Genomic DNA, 16,401 nt, shown 5'->3' with positions numbered 1-16,401 from the left:
GGCCGCAGGGGGCGTGTCGCCACCCGGCGCTAGCGCAGCCGCGCCATCAGCGCGTGCTCGACCAGCGTGATCAGCGCGCTCTTCGCGTCCGCCCGGTGCCGCGCGTCCGTCGTGATGATCGGGGTGTCCGGCCCGATCTGGAGCGCCTCGCGGACCTCGTCCGGGTTGTACGGCTGCTGGCCGTCGAAGCCGTTGAGGGCGATGACGAACGGCAGACCGGAGTTCTCGAAGTAGTCGACGGCGGGGAAGCAGTCGGCGAGCCGCCTCGTGTCGACCAGCACGATCGCACCGATGGCGCCGCGCACCAGGTCGTCCCACATGAACCAGAAACGGTCCTGGCCGGGTGTACCGAAGAGGTACAGGATCAGGTCCTGGTCGAGCGTGATGCGGCCGAAGTCCATGGCGACCGTCGTGGTCGTCTTGTCCCCCGTGTGGGTGAGGTCGTCGATGCCCGCGGACGCGGATGTCATCACGGCCTCGGTGCGCAGCGGGTTGATCTCCGAGACAGCGCCGACGAACGTGGTCTTGCCCACGCCGAAGCCGCCCGCCACCACGATCTTCGCGGATGTGGTGGAGCGGGAAGGACCGCCGCTAGAGCTTGCGAAGTCCACTGAGCACCCTTTCGAGCAGTGTCACGTCTGGCTGGCCGCCGGCGCTCTCGTCGCCGCCGGGCTGATGGATGGCGACCAGTCCCGCCTCCGCCAAGTCGGCGACGAGGATCCTGGCCACGCCGAGAGGGATCGTCAGGAGGGCCGAGACCTCGGCCACCGACTTGATCTCCCGGCAGAGGTTGCAGATCCGCTGATGCTCGGGCAGTTGGCCCTGCATCTGGTGCGGCTGCGCGGTGGTGTGCACCAGCGCCTCGATGGCGAGCTGGTACCGGGGCCTGGTGCGGCCGCCCGTCATGGCGTACGGGCGCACCAGGGGGTTGTTCGACGCCCCGGCGGGCGCCGGCTCAGGGGTGCGGCGCTGGGGCTGCACGGGCTGGATGCGCGGAGCGTGCGGCTGGTCGTACGGCGAAGGGCCGGGGCCCTGCGGTGCGTACGGCTGCCGGTGGCTCGGCACGGAGGGGTAGCCGTATCCGTTCGCCGAGCCGTCGTTCTGGCCCTGGCCAGGGCCGTACGACCAGTTGCCCGAAGACGGACCGCCTGGGGGTGTTGCCACTTTTTCCTCCTCCGACTGTGCCTGGCATCCATCACTGTGGAGCCGCGTCCCGAAACTTTACGGCCACGGGACGCCAAAACGCACCGTCTGTCCTTTAGTTGAGAAGGCTCCCTTGGAGCTCCGCCCGGAGATCGGGCGTCAGAACCGTGCCGGCACGGTCCACCAGAAGGGCCATCTCGTACCCAATGAGACCGATGTCCGCCTCCGGGTGTGCGAGAACCGCAAGGGACGAACCGTCGGAGATGGACATGATGAACAGGAATCCCCGCTCCATCTCCACAACCGTCTGGTTCACGCTGCCGCCCTCGAAGATGCGCGAGGCACCGGCGGTCAGCGAGGTCAGACCGGAGGCGACGGCCGCGAGCTGGTCGGCGCGATCGCGCGGGAATCCCTCGGACATCGCCAGAAGGAGTCCGTCGGCGGAGACCACCACCGTGTGGGACACCCCCGGGGTGTTGTCCACGAAGTTGGTGATCAACCAGTTCAGGTTCTGTGCCGCCTGGCTCATCGGGCTCACACTAACGCTCCTGGTTGTAGGTGCTGTCAGGACCACGGTGTTCATTCCTTGTGTCCTGGCCGTTCGTTTCACTGCCTGCGCTGCGGCCCCGTTCGACGCCGCGCCGCAGGTTGCTCAGCCTGCCCCGGACGTCCTCCGGGGCTCGGGAGACCTGCGGGCCTCCCTGGGGAGTGGTTTCGGCGGCGCCCTCGACCAGGTTGGCCTTGGGTACCCGCCGTGGCAGACCCGAGGAGGTCACCCCGCCCGCCTTGGGCCTGCGCAGCGCCGAGGCCTGCTGCCAGCGGTCGTCGTTGGCCGACCGCCAGGAGTCGTCGCCGCCGGCCTGCGGCGCGGTGGCCGGCGCCTCGTGGTCCACGTGCCCCGCCTTGCCCGCGCCGCTCGCGGTGGATCCGCGGCGGGGGAGACCGGCGTCGGTCATGTCGTGAGCGGCCGAGGGAGCCGGGCCCGGACGGTCGAAGCCTACGCGGTCCGCCTCGTTCACGTCAGCGGCCTGCGCGGATTCCGCCTCCGGGGCACCCGTGGGGTACTGGTCCGGATACCCGTTCCGGTAACCGTCCTGCTGGGGCCAGTCGTCGCTGTGACGCCGCTGTTCGAAGGCCGAGTAGGTCTCCGGGGCGCCGGGGCCGGCCGGCTGCCCGCCGCCCGGGACCGGCTCCGCGTAGGAGGCGCCGGTGTAGCCGCCGTCGGACGGGTAGCCCTCGCCCTGCGGCGCCTGGCCGTTCGGCGCGTAGTACTGCTCGTCGTACGCCTGCTGCTGCGGCTCCTGGTACGCCGCCTGCTGCGGGTCGGCGTAGCCGGACGGCTGCTCGTACGCGCCGGTCTGCTGCTCCCGGTACTCGCCCTGGCCGTAGCCGGGCTGCTGACCGGTGAACTGGTCCTGGTAGCCGCCGGTCCCGTTCCCGTCGCGGCCGCCATGGTCCGCCGGACCGGGCAGCTCGGGGTGCGACTGGGCCTCCAGGGCCGCGCGGCGCTCCTCGCGCATCAGGGAGCGGCCGACCGGGTCCAGCTCGCGGATGTCGTCGGGGACCTCGGTGTACCGGCTGTCGTCGAAGCCCAGCTCGGCGGCGGTCCGCATGGGCTGACCGACCTGGCCGAAGTTCTCGCCCTGGAAGTTCTGCTCCGGGATGATCTGGGAGACGGTGAACTCGTCACGCGGCTGCGTCTCGCCACCGCCACCGTGGGTGATGGCGTCCGGGAGCATGACCAGCGAGGTGGTGCCCGCCTGCTCCCCGGAGGGGCGCAGCTGGACGCGGATGCCGTGCCGGTCGGACAGCCGGCCGACCACGAACAGGCCCATGCGCTGCGAGATCGCGGCGTCCACGGTCGGCGGGTTGGCCAGCTTGTGGTTGATGTCCGCGAAGTCCTCGGCGGTCAGGCCGATGCCCTTGTCGTGGATCTCGACCATCACGCGGCCGTCGGGCAGCCGGGTCGCGGTGACGCGGACCTTGGTCTGCGGGGAGGAGAACGTGGTGGCGTTCTCCAGCAGCTCGGCGAGCAGGTGCACGAGGTCGGTCACCGCGCGGCCGTGGATCTCGGCCTCGGGGACGCCGGACAGCTCGATGCGCTCGTACTGCTCCACCTCGGAGGAGGCGGCACGCAACACGTCGACCAGCGGGACCGGCTGGTCCCAGCGGCGGCCGGGCTCCTCGCCGGCGAGGACCAGGAGGTTCTCGCCGTTGCGGCGCATGCGGGTGGCGAGGTGGTCCAGCCGGAAGAGGTTCTCCAGCTGGTCGGGGTCGGCCTCGTTGTTCTCCAGGTCGGTGATCAGGGTCAGCTGGCCCTCGATCAGCGACTGGTTGCGGCGCGAGAGGTTGGTGAAGATCGCGTTGATGTTGCCCCGCAGCAGGGCCTGCTCGGAGGCGAGCCGGACGGCCTCGCGGTGCACCTGGTCGAAGGCCCGGGCCACTTCGCCGATCTCGTCGGTGGAGGTGATCGGGATCGGCGCCACCCGGGTGTCCACCCGGCCGGGGTCGGTGCGGGAGAGCTGGTCGACCAGCATCGGCAGGCGCTGCTCGGCGATGCCGAAGGCGGCGTTGCGCAGCTGGCGCATGGAGCGGCTCATCTGGCGGGCCACCATGCCGGCCAGGATGAAGGCGGCGAGCAGCGCGACGACGACGGCGGCACCCGTGATGTAGGCGTCCTGCTCGGCGTCGTCGGCGATGGCGGAGGCCTCGGACACCGCCTTGTCGGCGAGGTCGGACTCGATCTTGCCGTAGGCGTCGAACTTGAGGGTGTTGACCGCCCACCAGTTTTCCGGCGTGATGCCCTGCTGGGCCAGCTCGGCCCGCGCGCCGGTGTCCGTGGTGTCGAGCTGGGCCACTTCCGAGATCATCGTCGTCGGATTGGTCGGCGGCGGCACGTAGTCCGGGTCCTTGGCCTTGGCCTCCTTGGCCAGGGCCGCCCCGTCCTCCTTCAGCTGCGCCTCGGCGTCCTCGAGCTTCTGCGCGTCCGCCTCGGTACCGCCGCCGATGTACTCCTCGATGGCGATGCGCTCGAGGTAGGCGTACGAGGAGAGGGCGACGCGCTGGCTGGCGAGGTGGCTCGGGTCCGGACCCGGCTTGACCAGCATGTGCATGCCGATGGAGCGCTGCAGCGAGAGCGCGGCCTTGGTCAGGGAGATCGCGTAGACGGTACGGCCGTAGGAGGTGATGTTGCCGGTGCCCAGACCGAGTTCGTTGGCGAACTCCATCAGGGGGTGGGCGATCCCGGTGTAGCCCTCCTCGGTCTCCACGCCCTTGAGCTTGGAGGTGTAGGCGGCCACGCGGAGCGTCTGGAGCTTGGGCTCCTGCTCGCGGAACACCTTCAGCCGGCGCTCCAGACCCGCCTTGCCGGGCATGGCCTGGGCGGCCTCGTCGAAGGCGTCGGCCGCCTGGTCGGTCGCGCGGCGGGCCTGGGTGACACCGGCGTCCTTCTCGCCCTTGCCCTGGAGCAGGGGGGCCGCGGTCAGGTCACGCTCGTTGTAGAGGGCGTTGGCATAGCTCAGCGAGGCCCGGACCAGGCGCGCGGTGCTCTCGGCGTCCTCGGCGTCCGACCAGGTGTCGATCGAGCTCTTCACCTGGAAGCCGCCCATGACGAGGCCGACCAGCACGGGTATGAGCAGGATCGCGTTCAGCCGGGTGGTCACACGCCAGTTGCGCGGCGAGAAACGGCCACCGCTCGGGGCGGGCTCGGCCTTGGCTTCCGCAGCGGGCACGGGGGCGGACGCCGCTGCGCGCGACGGCGGGGTGAAGTTGCCCCGGGCCGATGGCTCGGGACTGTTCTTGCTTCGCCTCACTCGACCAACAACCTCTCGGCGGTCGGCACCTACGTCGTGCCGCTGTGTCTCAGAGCCCAGTCCGTCATCGAGTACGCACTACTGCTGAGTACGTCTTTGACCATTGGGCAGTTCTGGCATTCCAGCACGCGGACCTGCGCTCTTCCAAACACTGGAACGCGGGGGTTACACGTGATGTAAGCCCCAGATAAAACGGTCAAAAAGAGCGAGCGACGTCAAAAGGCGGGGCGTTCGTGAGCACAGCGAGACGGGATGTGCGCTACGCGTGGCCGTACCACCCGATTCCTCTGCCGAAACGTTATGAACGCCGGAGCCGACCGTGTCAAAGGACACAGTCGGCTCCGGACCGCCTACGACAACTGCCGTAGATCATTGCCGACTTGGTTGCGACCGTCGCCGGGCCTACCGCAGTCGTGCCATGAGCGCGTGCTCGACCAGCGTGATCAGCGCGCTCTTCGCGTCCGCCCGGTGCCGCGCGTCCGTCGTGATGATCGGGGTGTCCGGCCCGATCTGGAGCGCCTCGCGGACCTCGTCCGGGGAGTACGGCTGCTGGCCGTCGAAGCCGTTGAGGGCGACGACGAACGGCAGACCGGAGTTCTCGAAGTAGTCCACCGCCGGGAAGCAGTCGGCGAGCCGGCGGGTGTCGCACAGCACGACCGCGCCGATGGCGCCGCGCACCAGGTCGTCCCACATGAACCAGAAACGGTCCTGGCCGGGCGTGCCGAACAGGTACAGGATCAGGTCCTGGTCGAGCGTGATGCGGCCGAAGTCCATGGCGACCGTCGTGGTCGTCTTGTCCCCGGCGTGCGTGAGGTCGTCGATCCCCGCGCTGGCCGAGGTCATCACGGCCTCGGTGCGCAGCGGGTTGATCTCGGAGACGGCGCCCACGAACGTGGTCTTGCCGACACCGAAGCCGCCGGCCACCACGATCTTCGCGGAGGTGGTCGCCCGACCTCCGTCAGAGCTTTCGAAGTCCACTGAGCACCCTTTCGAGCAGTGTCACGTCCGGTGCACCGCCGTTGTTCTCGTCGCCGCCCGGCTGGTGGATGGCGACGAGCCCTGCCTCCGCGAGGTCCGCGACCAGGATCCGGGCCACGCCCAGCGGCATCGCCAGCAGGGCCGACACCTCCGCCACCGACTTCACCTCGCGGCACAGGTGGCAGATGCGCTGGTGCTCGGGAAGGAGCCCCATGAGCGCTGCCGGGTCGGCCGTGGTGCTGATCAGCGCCTCGATGGCGAGCTGATAGCGCGGCCGTGTCCGGCCACCGGTCATCGCGTACGGACGTACCAGCGGCTGGTCGCCCTCGTCCTCGTACGGCTCCGCGTACGGATCATGAGAGGCGGTGGGCGGGGTCATGAATCCTCCGGGCGGGACAGCAGGTCGGTCAGTCGTGCCGTCTGAAGAGGCCGGTGGGGGGATTGTGGCGGCCGGACGGTGATTTGGTAACACGGGTGGTGCCGGGGCCGATCAGTGGAGCAGACTGCCTTGTAGTTCAGCGCGCAGATCGGGCGTGAGCACCGCCCCCGCGCGGTCGACCAGGAGCGCCATCTCGTAGCCGACGAGGCCGATGTCGCACTCCGGGTGAGCGAGAACGGCCAGGGACGAGCCGTCCGAGACGGACATGAGGAAGAGGAACCCTCGTTCCATCTCCACGACCGTCTGTGCCACGTTGCCGCCCTCGAAGATCCGGGACGCCCCGGCGGTCAGCGAGGTCAGCCCGGAGGCGACGGCCGCGAGCTGGTCGGCGCGGTCGCGCGGGAAGCCCTCCGACATCGCCAGGAGGAGTCCGTCGGCGGACACGACGACGGTGTGGGACACCCCCGGGGTGTTGTCCACGAAATTCGTGATCAACCAGTTGAGGTTCTGTGCCGCCTGGCTCATCGGGCTCAACTAACGCTCCTGCTGGTGAGTGGGCCGCGGGTAGCTGCCGGTCTGGTTGGTACCGGCCTGACGGCCCTGTGCGATTCCCCGACGGAGATTGGTCAGCCGGCCGCGCACCTCGTCGGGCGCACGCGATACCTGCGGACCGTTCTGGTGCGACTGCTGCTGAGCCGTGCCCGGGACCAGGTTGGCCCGGGGCACCCGGCGCGGCAGGCCGGAGGTGGTGATACCGCCCGCGGCGGGCTGCCGCACGCGCTCGGCCTGCCGGACGAGGTCGTCGTTCGGCGAGCTGCGCCAGGCGGAGGTGGCGGGCCGCTGGGGGGCCGCCGGGGTCTGGGGCTGGGCCGCCTGCGGCTCCGGGGCCGCGGCCGGGGCACTCTGCTGCGCCCTCGCCTCGCGGTCCCCGTGGAACCAGTTGGTCTCCAGCGTGTCGTACAGCGGGGTACGGCCGTCGCCGGGACCGGAGGCCGGGGGCAGGGCCCAACCGTCACCGGGCCGCTGGGCGGCACTCCCGTTGGCGTTGCCGCCCGCGGGCTCCTGGTGGGCGGGGCGCTGCGGGGCCGGCGGACGCGGGGCGCCGAAGTCGTTGCCGCCGCGCGCGCCGTTGACCTGCGGGCGGTCGAACTGGCCGGTGGGGGCCGGGTTCTGCCGCTCCGGCAGCCGGTGCTGCCCGGTCGAGCCGTCGATCCCGTCGTTCGGGTTCGGGTTCTGGGCGCCGGGGAACCGGCCGGTCGAGGCCGGATCGTTCGGACCCGCCTGACCGGACTGGGTGCCGAAGACGTCCGAGCGGACGAACGCCCCGCCGTTGTGCTGCGGAGCGGCCGGCTCGGGCCGCGCGAACTGGTCGTCGCGGGAGGCGTTCCCGCCGCCCTGCCCGTACTGGTCCCCGCCGTACTGCTCCTGCGGGTACTGGCCGTACTGCTCCTGGCCGTACTGGCCCTGACCGTGCTGGCCCTGTGCGGGCCGCGAGAACAGGCTGTTGTCGTGCTGCTGCTGCTGCTGCTGCTGCGGCGGCTCGGCCCGGCGCGGGGCCGGGGCGTCGAAGTCCGGGCGGGCGAACTCGGCCGTGGCCGCGGGGCCCTGCGCCTCGCCGAGCGCGGGGACCGCGGGCATCTCGGTGGTGGCGCCGGGACCCTGACGGTCGTCGAAGCGCGGAGTCCGGTCCGTACGGGAGCTGTCCGGCTCCTCGTGGCCGCGCGGGGCGTCCAGCGAGGCACGGGGCACGGACGGCTGCGCGTTCTCGTCGCTCCAGCTCGGCGTGCGGGGCTGCGGAGTGCCGCCGGGCAGCTCGGCCCGCGGACCGCCGCGCGGCGGCAGCTGCGGACGGCGGCCCTGCTCGGCGTCGCCCTTCCCGTTGCCGCGGCGCTTGCCGCGCTGCGCGGGCGCCGACGGACCGCGTCCGCCGCCGAAGGCGTCCTGGCCCTGCGCGTTGCCCTGCGGAGCGGAGCCCTGCGGCGCGTTGGTGCCGGCGGCCTGCAAACCCTGCGGCGCACCGGGCGCCTGTCCGGCGCCGGCCGGAGCCGGGCGGTTCTGCTGGTGGGGGCCCGCCGGGGCCTGCGGCCCGCGCGACTGGGAGCCCGCGTCGCGTCCGGGCAGCGCGGCCCGCGGTCCCTGTGCGGCACCGAGCCGGCCGCCGCCCGGCGCACCGGCACCGAGGGCACCGCCGCCACCGAAGGCACCGCCCCCGAGGGCGCCACCGCCCTGACCGCCACCGCCCTGGCCACCACCGCGCCGGGCCGCCGCGACACCGGCCGCCGCCTGGGCCGCGGCCGGGCCGCCGCCCGAGGGGCCCTGACCGGGCTTGGGCTGCGGCTTGCGGCCGCCCTGGGCGACGTCGACGGGCAGCATGACCAGCGCGGTCGTGCCACCGGAGTCGGACGGACGCAGCTGGATGCGGATGCCGTGGCGCTGCGAGAGCCGGCCGACCACGAACAGACCCATGCGCCGGGAGACCGAGACGTCCACGGTCGGCGGCGAGGCCAGCCGCTCGTTGATCGCGGCGAGATCCTCGGGGGAGAGGCCGATGCCGGTGTCGTGGATCTCGATCAGCACCCGGCCGTCGGGCAGCGCGTGACCGGTGACCTTGACCTTGGTCTGCGGGGAGGAGAACGAGGTCGCGTTCTCCAGCAGCTCGGCGAGCAGGTGCACGAGGTCGTTGACCACGCGGCCGGCGACCTCGGTGGTCGGCACGGAGGCCAGTTCGATGCGCTCGTACTGCTCCACCTCGGAGGCGGCGGCACGGAGCACGTCGACCAGCGGCACCGGCCGGGTCCAGCGCCGGCCGGGCTCCTCACCGGCGAGGACGAGGAGGTTCTCACCGTTACGGCGCATGCGCGTCGCGAGGTGGTCGAGCTTGAACAGCGAGGACAGCTGGTCCGGGTCGGCCTCGCGGGACTCCAGTTCGGAGATGAGCGAGAGCTGACGCTGGATGAGGCCCTGGGAGCGGCGCGAGAGGTTGGTGAACATCGCGTTGACGTTGCCCCGCAGCAGGGCCTGCTCGGCGGCGAGGCGGACCGCCTCGCGGTGCACGTCGTCGAAGGCCGCGGCCACCCGGCCGATCTCGTCCCGGGAGTGCACGCCGACCGACTCCACCGAGGTGTCGACGTCCTGCGGGTCGGTCTCGGAGAGCTGCTTGACCAGCTCGGGCAGGCGGTCCTGGGCGACCCTCGTCGCGGTGTCCTCCAGGCGGCGCAGCGAGCGGATCATGGACCGCGCCACGACGAAGGCGCCGACCAGCGAGACGCCGAGCACCAGCAGGATGATCACACCGGAGATGATGGCTTCGCGCTCGGACTCGCTGCGCAGCTCGCGAGCCTGCTGCTCCATGTCCTCCAGCAGCTTGAGCTCGATGTTCTTCATCTGCTGGATCTTGGTGGAGCTGTCGTCCAGCCAGTCCTGGTACGAGCGGACCTTCAGGTCGTCCAGACCGTTGGCCTGGCCGAGCGCGCGGCCGGCGTACTGGTCGGAGGACTCGATCACCGGGTTGCCCTCGGAGATCGGCTTGAGGAGTTCCTCGGCGCCGTCGCCGTAGATGCTGGTGAAGCTGCGGACCTCGGAGGTCTGGCTCTGGAGGGCCGACTGGGCGTAGAGCCGGTCGTTCTCGGTGAGCTTGCCCTTGCTCGTGTTGTTCGCCGGGAGCGCGGCCGCGAGGACGGCGCGCTGGATCGAGGCGTACTCCTTGGCCGAGGAGAAGGCCGACAGGGCGCGCGTGCGCTGGATCATGTCGGGGTTGCTGGTCGCCTCCGCCATGTCCTGCGAGAGGTCGAGCAGGTGGGTGATCAGGCGGTGGTAGGCCTCGACGGTCTGGGTCGAGTTGTCCTTCGCCTGATAGGCGGTGCTCCGGATCTTGTTCAGGCCGTTGAGGTCGCTCGCGAGGCCGACGAGGCTGTCGCGGACACCGACGAGGTTGCCGTCCTTGCTGGCGGCGTCGATCTCCTCGGAGTTGTCGAGGAAGTTCTTCAGGGCCCGGTCGGTCTTCTCCCGGTCGCCCTTGACGGCGATCGCGCTGGAGGTCGAGCCGTGCGCCAGCGGACCGGCGGACTGGTCGCGCTCCTCCTGGAGAGCGGCGGCCAGCTCGGTGGCCTGCTTGGTCATCTCCGTCAGCAGCTTCATGTTGTCGAGCTGCTGGATGTCGTCCATCGACTGGCTGATACGCATCGCGCCCAGCGAGGTGGCCGCGACCACCGGGAGCGCGAGCAGCGACACCAGACGGGTCGAGATCCGCCAGTTGCGCAGGGCTATTCGCGGGCCGGGGCCGGTCGATGCCTTGGCCGGCTTCGCGGACGCCTGCTGACCGGACGCGGACGAGGCCGGCCGGCCGGGGCGTCCGGTGCCGTCCCCGCCGTCGCCGGACGGGGCCTGGCCCGGGCTCTGGGCGTGCTGGGGCGAGGAGCTGACGGCCTTGGGGCCAGTCCCGCCGTGCGGCTCCGGCTCCGCCGAAGCGCTGCCATCCCTCTTGAAACGTCCCTGCACTAGCGTCGCAACCTCTGGACCAGGCGCCCGGCCGCGTGAACGGCTGGGCACGGTGTCGGCGTCATAGGGGCGCCCTGAATTACGCCCCCGTGGTGGTCGTGAGTGACCGGCGCTGGTTCCCCCTTCTCGCCGCCGCTCGGCGCTGGTGTGCGCCCCCTGTGCACCGGCTCGATCCCGCAGCGGTCCGTGGAATTCCAGCACAGTGCCGGATCTCCAACAAGGCCCGTGAGCCAGGCCGTGACCTAGGTGACAGCACGTGAGGGACGGGTCACCGGTCGTAGAAAATGATCACCCGCAAAAGGGGCGTATGCCCGCGAGTCGTCGAGGGCCGAAAGGTGTCCCAGTCGACATGATCAGGAGCGGAATGATGGGTTCAGGTGGGCAATGTCTGTTTCGTCGGGGTGTTACGCAAGCCGGAATTGACCGGTTTGACCCTTGATAAGTGAGCAAACTCACACGCAGATCACGCACCCTGCTCGGGTCGGCGGGGAATCGCATGTTTAGCCTGACGCTTTACAGAGAAGGCAAAACCGACAACCCGCGCCTTCGGAGGGCTTCTTGCGGCCCCCGGGGCGCCCGGACACGACAGGGTCTCGTTCAACCGTGAAGACGACGATGATGTTCCACAAGATCGCCAACCCGCGACGCACGACGCTGGCGCACCTCGCCGGCGCCGACGAGCTGCAGACGCCCCAGCAGCCGGAGCACGCCGTCGAGCTCCCCACCCAGACCGCCAACCCCCGGCGCACGGTCCTGATGGAGATCCCCGTCGCGGCCTCCGCCGCACAGTAGTACGCCGGCCGTCCGGCCTTCGGCCGGCCCCACGAGCACCCGGGCGCCCGCGCGCCGGACCGCCACACCCCGTAGGGCCACGGCAGGCGATGCGCGAGGCGCCCGCCCTGTGCCGCGTTAGCCTGGAGCGTCAGACTCCAGCCAGCTCAGCAAGGGGCCAAGCAACCCGTGCGCATCGCCAGGTTCTCCATCGACGGGAACGTCGCCTTCGGCGCGGTCGAGGGCGACCAGCCGGACCAGCTCGTCCTCGACATCATCAAGGGCATCCCGTTCGCGGACTTCGAGCTCTCCGGCACCAAGGTGCCCCTGAGCAAGGTGCGGCTCCTGCCGCCCGTCCTCCCCAACAAGGTCGTCGCCTTCGGCCGCAACTACGCCGAGCACGCCCGCGAACTCGGCAACGAGGTGCCCGACGCCCCGTTCGCCTTCTTCAAGCCGTCCACCTCGGTCATCGGGCACGGCGACGCCATCCAGTACCCCTCCTTCTCCGAGGAGCTGCACCACGAGGCCGAGCTCGCCGTCGTCATCGGCCGCATGTGCCGCGAGGTCCCGCGCGACCGCGTCAAGGACGTGGTCTTCGGCTACACCTGCGCCAACGACGTCACCGCCCGCGACGTGCAGCGGCGCGAGAAGCAGTGGGCCAGGGCCAAGGGCTTCGACTCCTCCTGCCCGCTGGGCCCCTGGGTGGAGACGGACCTCGACCTCGCCGCCGCGGCCGACCTGACCATCCAGCTCACGGTCAACGGCACCCAGCGCCAGCTCGGCCGCACCAGCGAGATGATCCACTCCATCGAGGACCTGATCGTCAACATCTCCGAGGCCATGACGCTGCTGCCCGGCGACGTGATCCTCACGGGCACCCCGGCCGGAGTCGGACCCCTGCACGTCGGCGACGAGGTCGCCGTCACCATCGAAGGCATCGGCACTCTCACCAACAAGGTTGTCAAGCGTGGCTAGCGCACCCACCCCAGCAGTCCGTGTCCGTTTCTGCCCCTCGCCCACCGGCAACCCCCACGTGGGCCTGGTCCGCACCGCCCTGTTCAACTGGGCCTTCGCGCGGCACCACCAGGGCACCCTGGTCTTCCGCATCGAGGACACCGACGCGGCCCGCGACTCCGAGGAGTCGTACCAGCAGCTCCTGGACTCGATGCGCTGGCTGGGCTTCGACTGGGACGAGGGCCCCGAGGTCGGCGGCCCGCACGCGCCGTACCGCCAGTCGCAGCGCATGGACATCTACCAGGACGTCGCCGCCAAGCTGCTCGACGCCGGCCACGCCTACCGCTGCTACTGCTCCCAGGAGGAGCTGGACACCCGCCGCGAGGCCGCCCGTGCCGCGGGCAGGCCCTCCGGCTACGACGGCCACTGCCGCGACCTGAGCGACGCCCAGGTCGAGGAGTACACGGCACAGGGCCGCGAGCCGATCGTCCGCTTCCGGATGCCCGACGAGACCATCACCTTCACGGACCTCGTCCGCGGCGAACTGACCTTCACCCCGGAGAACGTCCCGGACTACGGCATCGTCCGCGCCAACGGCGCCCCCCTCTACACGCTCGTCAACCCGGTCGACGACGCGCTGATGGAGATCACCCACGTCCTGCGCGGCGAGGACCTGCTCTCCTCCACCCCGCGCCAGATCGCCCTGTACAAGGCGCTGACCGAGCTGGGGATCGCCAAGGAGACCCCCGCCTTCGGGCACCTGCCGTACGTCATGGGCGAGGGCAACAAGAAGCTGTCCAAGCGTGACCCGCAGTCGAGCCTGAACCTCTACCGGGAGCGCGGCTTCCTCCCCGAGGGCCTGCTCAACTACCTCTCCCTGCTCGGCTGGTCGCTCTCCGCCGACCAGGACATCTTCTCGATCGAGGAGATGGTCGCGGCCTTCGACGTCAGCGACGTCAACCCCAACCCGGCCCGCTTCGACCTCAAGAAGTGCGAGGCGATCAACGCCGACCACATCCGCATGCTCGAGGTGAAGGACTTCACCGAGCGCTGCCGCCCGTGGCTGAAGGCCCCGGTGGCCCCCTGGGCGCCGGAGGACTTCGACGAGGCCAAGTGGCAGGCGGTCGCCCCGCACGCGCAGACCCGCCTGAAGGTCCTCTCCGAGATCACGGACAACGTCGACTTCCTCTTCCTGCCGGAGCCGGTCACCGACGAGGCGAGCTGGGCGAAGGCCATGAAGGAGGGCTCGGACACCCTGCTGCGCACCGCCCGCGAGAAGCTCGACGCCGCCGACTGGACGTCCCCCGAGTCCCTCAAGGAGGCCGTCCTGGCCGCCGGCGAGGCCCACGGCCTCAAGCTCGGCAAGGCCCAGGCCCCCGTCCGCGTCGCCGTCACCGGCCGCACCGTCGGCCTGCCGCTCTTCGAGTCCCTGGAGGTCCTGGGCAAGGAGAAGACGCTGACGCGGATCGACGCGGCGCTCGCCAAGCTGGCGGCCTGACACCCGCACGCCCCCGAGGGGCGGCACCCGGAGTCCCGGGTGCCGCCCCTTCGGCGTACGACCGGACAGGCACCCGGCCCGCGCGTTACCGTCGGATCATGAGCATCCGCGCCGTGGTCTGGGACGTCGACGACACCCTCTTCGACTACACCACCGCCGACCGCGAGGGCATGCGCGCCCACCTGGTGGCGGAGGGACTGCTCGCCGGGTACGGCGGAGCCGAGGAGGCCCTCGTGCGCTGGCGGGAGATCACCGAGCAGCAGTGGGGCCGGTTCGCGGCCGGAGAGGTCGACTTCGTCACACAGCGGCGCAACCGCACCCGTGTCTTCCTGGGCCGGCCGGAGCTGACGGACGCCGAGGCCGACCACTGGTTCGAGCGCTACGTCACGCACTACGAGGCCGCCTGGTCCCTCTTCCCGGACGTCCTGCCCGTCCTGGACGCCCTCGCCGAGAGCCACCGGCACGCCGTGCTCTCCAATTCCAGCCTCGTCGTGCAGGACCGCAAGCTGCGCGTGCTCGGCGTCCACGACCGGTTCGAGGCCATCCTGTGCGCCGCTGAGCTGGGCGTCTCCAAGCCCGAGCCCGACGCCTTCCTGGCGGCGTGCGACGCCCTCGGCCTCCCGCCGCACGAGGTGGCCTACGTCGGAGACCACCCGGAGATCGACGGACGCGGCGCCGCGGACGCCGGGCTGCTCTCGGTGTGGATCGACCGCGGCGGCGTGTACGCGACCGTCGACCCGCCGACCGGCCCGCGCCGCATCGCCTCCCTCTCCGAACTCCCCGCCCTCCTCGGTGCCGATACTCGTTTTGGAGCCCCGTCCACCTTCGGGTAATGTTCTTCCTGCGCCGCCGGAGAGCGGGCCGAAAGGCCGGTCACCGGAAGCGCAAAGCTAGAACAGAGCCCCGCAAGGGCTTGCGTTCCAGTGGCCTATGGTGTAATTGGCAGCACGACTGATTCTGGTTCAGTTAGTCTTGGTTCGAGTCCAGGTAGGCCAGCTCGCAGAGCTCATCTGCGCCGCGGAGATCATCCGCAAAGCCCCCGTTGTGTAGCGGCCTAGCACGCTGCCCTCTCAAGGCAGTAGCGCCGGTTCGAATCCGGTCGGGGGTACAGATCCTTCCCGCGGGGACGGTCAGGGTAGCTCCCGCCGACCTCAATGCAGGATCGCTAGGGCCCCCGTTGTGTAGCGGCCTAGCACGCCGCCCTCTCAAGGCGGTAGCGCCGGTTCGAATCCGGTCGGGGGTACAAACTGGTCTAAGCCACATTGGTCTATGGTGTAATTGGCAGCACGACTGATTCTGGTTCAGTTAGTCTAGGTTCGAGTCCTGGTAGACCAGCTCGGATCTGCGGCGCGCGGCATGCGGCGCCTGCAAGATCCTCGCCCCCGTTGTGTAGCGGCCTAGCACGCCGCCCTCTCAAGGCGGTAGCGCCGGTTCGAATCCGGTCGGGGGTACGAGTCCCGAGGGGGCTCCCGTTCACACGGGAGCCCCCTCCGGCGTTCCCGGACCTGCGCCGTACGTCGACGGGCCCCGTGGCGACGGGGGCTTCGGTATGCGCGGAGCGGGTCGGCCGCGGCGTTGGGGCGGGCCCGCTCCGGTCGCGTACGGGAAGAGGTCAGCCGGTGCGGCGCAGGGCCTCGGAGAGCCGGCCGGCGGCGTCGATGATCGCCTGGGCGTGCATCCGGCCCGGGTGGCGCGTGAGGCGCTCGATGGGACCGGAGACGGACACGGCGGCCACCACGCGGTTGGAGGGGCCGCGCACGGGTGCGGAGACGGACGCGACGCCCGGCTCCCGCTCGCCGATGGACTGGGCCCAGCCGCGCCGCCGCACCCCGGAGAGCGCCGTCGCCGTGAAGCGGGCGCCCTGCAACCCGCGGTGGAGGCGCTCGGGCTCCTCCCAGGCCATCAGGATCTGCGCCGAGGAGCCGGCCTTCATGGTGAGCGTGGAGCCGACCGGGACCGTGTCCCTGAGGCCCGACAGACGCTCGGCCGCGGCCACGCAGATGCGCATGTCGCCCTGGCGGCGGTAGAGCTGGGCGCTCTCGCCCGTGACGTCCCGGAGGTGGGTGAGCACCGGGCCCGCGGTGGCGAGCAGACGGTCCTCGCCGGCCGCCGCGGCCAGTTCGGCCAGGCGCGGGCCGAGGATGAACCGGCCCTGCATGTCGCGCGCCACCATACGGTGGTGTTCCAGCGCCACGGCCAGGCGGTGGGCCGTGGGTCGTGCCAGTCCGGTCGCCGCGACCAACCCCGCGAGGGTGGCCGGACCGGACTCCAGAGCGCTCAGGACGAGGGCCGCCTTGTCCAGAACGCCGACGCCGCTACTGTTGTCCATGCAACGATACTCCCGTCTCACTCTGTGAAACGCAAGTTCA

13 protein-coding genes and 5 tRNA genes are annotated in these 16,401 nt (G+C 70.9%); 9 read left to right on the top strand and 9 right to left on the bottom strand.

All coding sequences use genetic code 11. The features are described from left to right. Positions 1-29 precede the first annotated feature (29 nt). From AC07FV_RS29840 to AC07FV_RS29805, 8 genes are all read right to left on the bottom strand, one after another. Positions 30-611: a GTP-binding protein gene (locus AC07FV_RS29840; protein WP_009314218.1), complete on the bottom strand. Its 582-nt coding sequence runs from the start codon at positions 609-611 to the stop codon at positions 30-32. Further along, positions 592-1,164, bottom strand: a complete 573-nt coding sequence (locus tag AC07FV_RS29835) for a DUF742 domain-containing protein (RefSeq protein WP_121749353.1) — start codon at positions 1,162-1,164, stop codon at positions 592-594. The genes AC07FV_RS29840 and AC07FV_RS29835 overlap by 20 nt, the downstream gene beginning before the upstream one ends. A 94-nt stretch (positions 1,165-1,258) precedes the next feature. Further along, positions 1,259-1,672 (bottom strand): roadblock/LC7 domain-containing protein, encoded by a 414-nt coding sequence (locus AC07FV_RS29830; RefSeq protein WP_004983065.1) that lies wholly within the window; start codon positions 1,670-1,672, stop codon positions 1,259-1,261. A gap of 10 nt (positions 1,673-1,682) precedes the next feature. Next, complete coding sequence (locus tag AC07FV_RS29825) at positions 1,683-4,955, bottom strand: nitrate- and nitrite sensing domain-containing protein (RefSeq protein WP_479090521.1); 3,273 nt, start codon at positions 4,953-4,955, stop codon at positions 1,683-1,685. A 402-nt stretch (positions 4,956-5,357) separates the two neighbouring features. Continuing rightward, entirely contained in the window at positions 5,358-5,933 is a 576-nt protein-coding gene (locus tag AC07FV_RS29820) for a GTP-binding protein (protein ID WP_003973455.1), read from the bottom strand. Continuing rightward, positions 5,914-6,312, bottom strand: a complete 399-nt coding sequence (locus AC07FV_RS29815) for a DUF742 domain-containing protein (RefSeq protein WP_003973454.1) — start codon at positions 6,310-6,312, stop codon at positions 5,914-5,916. Before AC07FV_RS29815 ends, AC07FV_RS29820 begins: the two co-directional genes overlap by 20 nt. Before the next feature lie 111 nt (positions 6,313-6,423). Next, on the bottom strand, positions 6,424-6,837 hold the full coding sequence (locus tag AC07FV_RS29810; protein WP_003973453.1) for a roadblock/LC7 domain-containing protein: 414 nt from the start codon (positions 6,835-6,837) through the stop codon (positions 6,424-6,426). Between the two features lie 9 nt (positions 6,838-6,846). Continuing rightward, positions 6,847-10,809, bottom strand: a complete 3,963-nt coding sequence (locus AC07FV_RS29805; RefSeq protein WP_479090519.1) for a sensor histidine kinase — start codon at positions 10,807-10,809, stop codon at positions 6,847-6,849. A 603-nt stretch (positions 10,810-11,412) separates the two neighbouring features. On the opposite strand from AC07FV_RS29805, the gene AC07FV_RS29800 reads away from it, so the two are divergent. The 9 genes from AC07FV_RS29800 (at position 11,413) to AC07FV_RS29760 (ending at position 15,483) form a co-directional block, all read left to right on the top strand. After that, positions 11,413-11,601, top strand: coding sequence for a hypothetical protein (locus tag AC07FV_RS29800; protein WP_391971926.1), 189 nt, complete (start codon positions 11,413-11,415; stop codon positions 11,599-11,601). A 168-nt stretch (positions 11,602-11,769) separates the two neighbouring features. Continuing rightward, on the top strand, positions 11,770-12,555 hold the full coding sequence (locus AC07FV_RS29795; RefSeq protein ID WP_479090518.1) for a fumarylacetoacetate hydrolase family protein: 786 nt from the start codon (positions 11,770-11,772) through the stop codon (positions 12,553-12,555). After that, entirely contained in the window at positions 12,548-14,032 is a 1,485-nt protein-coding gene (gene gltX / locus AC07FV_RS29790; protein ID WP_479090516.1) for a glutamate--tRNA ligase, read from the top strand. The genes AC07FV_RS29795 and gltX overlap by 8 nt, the downstream gene beginning before the upstream one ends. 98 nt (positions 14,033-14,130) lie before the next feature. Next, positions 14,131-14,865 carry an HAD family hydrolase gene (locus AC07FV_RS29785; RefSeq protein WP_479090515.1) on the top strand — a complete coding sequence of 245 codons (735 nt, stop codon included), beginning with the start codon at positions 14,131-14,133 and terminating at the stop codon, positions 14,863-14,865. A 91-nt stretch (positions 14,866-14,956) separates the two neighbouring features. Then, positions 14,957-15,028 (top strand) — tRNA-Gln (locus AC07FV_RS29780). A 39-nt stretch (positions 15,029-15,067) separates the two neighbouring features. Further along, a tRNA-Glu gene (locus tag AC07FV_RS29775) sits at positions 15,068-15,140 on the top strand. Positions 15,141-15,202: 62 nt separating this feature from the next. Further along, positions 15,203-15,275 (top strand) — tRNA-Glu (locus AC07FV_RS29770). Positions 15,276-15,295: 20 nt separating this feature from the next. Beyond that, positions 15,296-15,367 (top strand) — tRNA-Gln (locus AC07FV_RS29765). 43 nt (positions 15,368-15,410) lie between these two features. Further along, positions 15,411-15,483: transfer RNA gene (locus AC07FV_RS29760), tRNA-Glu, on the top strand. A 161-nt stretch (positions 15,484-15,644) separates the two neighbouring features. On the opposite strand, the gene ndgR is transcribed toward AC07FV_RS29760, so the two are convergent. Continuing rightward, on the bottom strand, positions 15,645-16,361 hold the full coding sequence (gene ndgR, locus AC07FV_RS29755) for an IclR family transcriptional regulator NdgR (RefSeq protein WP_053137572.1): 717 nt from the start codon (positions 16,359-16,361) through the stop codon (positions 15,645-15,647). Positions 16,362-16,401: the final 40 nt, after the last annotated feature.

It is taken from the genome of Streptomyces sp. NPDC045956, assembly GCF_056430705.1.
This window is presented reverse-complemented; position numbering and strand designations above follow the sequence as displayed.

Coding starts and splice junctions, on each gene's coding strand:
- AC07FV_RS29830 (WP_004983065.1), bottom strand. CDS start 1,672: ATGAGCCAGGCGGCACAGAACCTGAACTGGTTGATCACCAACTTCGTG.
- AC07FV_RS29815 (WP_003973454.1), bottom strand. CDS start 6,312: ATGACCCCGCCCACCGCCTCTCATGATCCGTACGCGGAGCCGTACGAG.
- AC07FV_RS29810 (WP_003973453.1), bottom strand. CDS start 6,837: ATGAGCCAGGCGGCACAGAACCTCAACTGGTTGATCACGAATTTCGTG.
- AC07FV_RS29785 (WP_479090515.1), top strand. CDS start 14,131: ATGAGCATCCGCGCCGTGGTCTGGGACGTCGACGACACCCTCTTCGAC.
- ndgR (WP_053137572.1), bottom strand. CDS start 16,361: ATGGACAACAGTAGCGGCGTCGGCGTTCTGGACAAGGCGGCCCTCGTC.